4 protein-coding genes are annotated in these 3,353 nt (G+C 56.8%); all 4 read left to right on the top strand.

What is annotated here, in order from left to right; all coding sequences use genetic code 11:
• Positions 1–78 precede the first annotated feature (78 nt).
• Positions 79–846: a GntR family transcriptional regulator gene (locus ABHR75_RS09710; protein WP_196022646.1), complete on the top strand. Its 768-nt coding sequence runs from the start codon at positions 79–81 to the stop codon at positions 844–846.
• Positions 831–1,544: a GntR family transcriptional regulator gene (locus ABHR75_RS09715; RefSeq protein WP_346964213.1), complete on the top strand. Its 714-nt coding sequence runs from the start codon at positions 831–833 to the stop codon at positions 1,542–1,544. Before ABHR75_RS09710 ends, ABHR75_RS09715 begins: the two co-directional genes overlap by 16 nt.
• Before the next feature lie 193 nt (positions 1,545–1,737).
• On the top strand, positions 1,738–2,853 hold the full coding sequence (locus tag ABHR75_RS09720) for an SIS domain-containing protein (RefSeq protein ID WP_346964214.1): 1,116 nt from the start codon (positions 1,738–1,740) through the stop codon (positions 2,851–2,853).
• Between the two features lie 60 nt (positions 2,854–2,913).
• On the top strand, positions 2,914–3,353 hold a 440-nt coding region (locus ABHR75_RS09725), incomplete at its 3' end, for a phosphoheptose isomerase family protein (protein WP_488212539.1).

Below are 3,353 nucleotides of genomic sequence, written 5' to 3' on the forward strand. Positions count from 1 at the left end.
GATCAAGGCCGAATTTGATGCCATGGGAGGGCTGGTCTAATTTTGGCGGCATACGTTTCTGAATGAGGAGTCTGTGCAATGGCAGGCGAATCTTATGCAATTCCCCCCAAAGATCGTGCTGTTGAGGGAATTCTTTGGTATATCCAGCACCACCAGCTTGCCGGCGGCGATCGCCTGCCGGCCGAGCGCGTGCTGTGCGAAGAGATTGGCGTTTCGCGTACGGCGTTGCGCGCCGGTATCACGCGGCTCATCTCGTGTGGAACGCTCGAGAGCCGTCGCGGATCGGGTACGTATGTGTGTCCTCCCAAGCCGCTGAATATCTTCCAGGAAACGTATAACTTTTCCGATGCTGTGCGGACTGCCGGCCTGCACCCCTCTTCTCGTCTGGTTTCCACCGGGACCATCGAGGCGGATGAGGCGCTTGCCGACAAGCTTGGGGTGGCTGTGGGCGCTCCTTTACTCCGCATGCAGCGCATTCGACTTATAGAGGGCGAGCCGGCGTCAATCGAGACCGCTCACGTTAACCTGTCCCTGTGCCCCGCGCTTCCCGAGCACGATTTTGAGTGTGAGAGCCTTTACGATGTCTTGCTCAAAGAAGGTGGCGTGCGTGTTGAGCATGGACGTGAGCATATCTCCATCTCGCGTTTGAACGCCGAAGAGGCCGAGCTGCTCCAGCAAGAAGAGGGAACGCCGGTGTTCTATGAGAGCTCGATCGAATTCGATAAGGACATGCGTTTTGTGGAGCATTGCAAATCGGTGATTTTGCCCACAAAGTTCCGCTTTGCCGATAACGGCGAAGAGAACGGCATGAGGAGCGTGGCAGGTGAACAATGGCTGAAACAGTAGATGCCACCCCGGTTTATATGCGCATTCGACGCCGCATCGAGGAACGTATCGAGCGCGGTATATATCCCACGGGTTCCATGATTCCGTCCGAAAAAGACCTTGCCGAGGAATTTGGTACGACACGCTTGACCATCCGAAGCGCTGTCGATGAGCTGGTTCGGCGCGGGCAGATTCGCCGTGTTCGGGGAAAAGGTGCCTTTGTGGCGCAGAAAGTACCTGCTTTTTTTGAACGCACGGTCGGTTTCCGTGAATCGGTTCGTGCTTCGGGCGGCGAGCCGTTCGTCCGTATTCTCGCGCGTTCCAAGCGTTATGCGGGGCCATATTACGCCGACCTGTTTGGCATCGCCGAGGACGACCTGCTCTATTCCGTTCGACGCCTGAACTGCATAAACGGTAGCCCCGTATCGATTGAGACGGCGCTGATTCCCTGCCTGCTGTTCCCAACCATCGAAGATATTGACGTGTCGGTCTTCAGTTTGTACGAGACCTATGAGATGCTGGGCCGAAAGCCAGTCATGGCACAGGAAAAGCTCGATATCGAAGCGCTGGGCGCACGAGATGCCGGCCTCCTTGGACTGGAACAGGGCGATCTTGTTTTGCTTTTGGAATGCGTGAGCTATGACGCGAGCGGTCAGGCTATCGAGTATGTAAAGTCCTTCAATCGTGGCGATACGGGCGGCTACACCTATACGTACTAGCTGGTATTTTGTGAATAACGGCTGGGAAACTAACCAGTTTTGATCGTTGGGTCAGCTGTATATACAACCTTACAGGGCTCAAAATCGACCGTTCGCCGATGGGGATAAATTAATCGACAAAGAGGTATCAAAAAGCCGTAACCTGTAACTGTGATTGGTATCAAATACTAATGATTTGTTACGAGGTGAGACGATGAAGATGCTCGATTACGTTCAGCTTGCCCATGTGCGTATGGGGGAGAACCTCGAGCGTTCGTCTGAGCTGGTAGCGCAGCTCGTTGATATTTTCCAGTCCGGTTCTTTTGACGCGCTGCGCATCGTTGCTTCGGGTTCGTCGCGCCATGCCGCCGATTGCGCCCGCGATTACCTGCAAGATGCCCTGCAAATGCAGGTGTCCGTTGTGACGCCCGAGGCCTTCGTCGATTTTGAACACACCTATCCGCAGCATGTGCTCAACATTGCCGTTTCGCAGAGTGGCTATTCGACCAATACGATTGCGGCGCTCGATTACATGCGCGCACACGATATGGCTGCAGTTGCGCTCACGGCAAACGTCGAGGCACCCATCAAGGAACACGCTGACATCGTTCTTGACTACGGTGTGGGCGTCGAGTCGGTGGACTTTGTGACTCTGGGCGTCGAGGTGCTCGTTGAGTACCTGGTGCTCTTTGGTATTTACGGCGGTCAGGCGCGCGGAACGATTGACGCCAAGGGCGTTGCCCAGCGTCTTGACGACCTGCGTGAGGCTATCCAGGCCAATGCCGTGATGTGCAAGACCGCCGAGGCATATGTCCAAGACCACATGCTCGAGCTTTCTGAGCACACGCCCGCCATGGTCGTCGGCAACGGCCCCAACTATGGCGTTGCCGAAGAGGCGGCCCTCAAGCTGAGCGAGACCATCAAGATTCCTGCCATGCATCACGAAGGCGAGGAGTTCGTCCACGGTCTCGAGATGCAGATCGTTCCGGGCTATCTGGTGTTTATCGTCGACGATCCGCAGGGGTCGGAGCGTCTTGCGAATATCGCTGATGCGCTATCGAACGTTACGACAAAAACGGTGCTGCTCACGGCCCATCCCAAGGGTAGGGCTCACGAGGTTGCGGTGCCTCAGGTGGCGCCGCTGCTCAGCGCAATTCCCAATCTTGTGTTCTTCCAGACGATTGCGGCCATGATAGCCGAGCGTCTGAAGTCATGGGACGTGCACCCGTATCTCGATGCTGTCTCCAAGCAAATGGAGGTCAAGGCAGAGGGCTACGAAGAGTCAGTCAATGCGCTTAAGGCCAAAGCGGCCGAGTGTTACGGAATGTAAGCGGGTTTTGATGCCCGTTGGCATGGGGGATGTGGAAACAACCCCAGAAAGGAGAGACAAATGAAGGAAACCGAGAAGATCGAGATCATGCATTTCGACCAGGAGGGCTATCTCGAGGACGGCAAGGCGCTCTACGAGACCGGCAAGAAGATGACCGCGCTCGCCGACAAGGTTGCCGACGAGGGCTACGACGCCGTGTTCCTGATGGGCGTTGGCGGCACCTGGGACGAGCTCATGCAGCTCGAGTACCTCATGAACAAGTTCGGCGACCGCGACCTCGAGGTCTACCTGATCCACGCCGCCGAGTGGAACGCCATGGGCCACAAGCGCATGACCGAGAAGTCCGTCGTGCTCACCGCCTCCGAGTCCGGCACCACCCCCGAGGTCCTCGAGGCCGTCAAGAAGATGAAGGGCATGGGCGTGCGCGTCTACGCCATGACCAAGCCCGAGGGCCCCATCGGCCAGGCTGTCGGCGCCGAGAACTGCGTCAAGATGGCTTC

The sequence above is a fragment of the Collinsella aerofaciens genome, assembly GCF_039752955.1.
GTDB lineage: Bacteria > Actinomycetota > Coriobacteriia > Coriobacteriales > Coriobacteriaceae > Collinsella > Collinsella aerofaciens_BI.